At 73.0% G+C, this 352-nt stretch carries 1 protein-coding gene; it reads left to right on the top strand.

Annotated elements, in window-relative coordinates; translation table 11 throughout:
- Positions 1-352 (top strand): AMP-binding protein (locus H0H10_RS04370; RefSeq protein WP_188179467.1); only part of this gene is annotated, 352 nt, incomplete at both ends.

The raw sequence follows: 352 nt of genomic DNA, 5'->3' as shown, positions 1-352 counted from the left end.
CGACCGGTTGGGGGAGCTGGGGGTGCGGCCCGGGGACCGGGTCGTGGTGTCGATGCGGAAGGGATGGGAGCAGGTCGCCGCCGTCCTCGGCGTGCTCCGGGCCGGAGGCGTGTACGTTCCCGTCGACCCTGCCCTGCCGGCCGAGCGCGTCACCTACCTGATCGAGCACACCGAAGCCCGGGTCGTGCTGACGCAGCCCGGCCTGGTGGAACGGCCTTGGCCCGTCGGCGTCCCCGCAGTGGCCGTCACGGCGCAGAGCACCGGGCCGGCGCCAGGACGTCACAGCGCCCGGCGGGAGGTGACGGATCTGGCGTATGTGATCTTCACGTCGGGTTCGACGGGTGTGCCGAAG

Source organism: Streptomyces griseicoloratus, from assembly GCF_014534645.1.
GTDB classification, from domain to species: Bacteria; Actinomycetota; Actinomycetes; order Streptomycetales; family Streptomycetaceae; genus Streptomyces; species Streptomyces griseicoloratus.
Note: the sequence above shows the minus strand (reverse complement) of the source record. Positions and strands in the feature narration are given on the sequence as shown.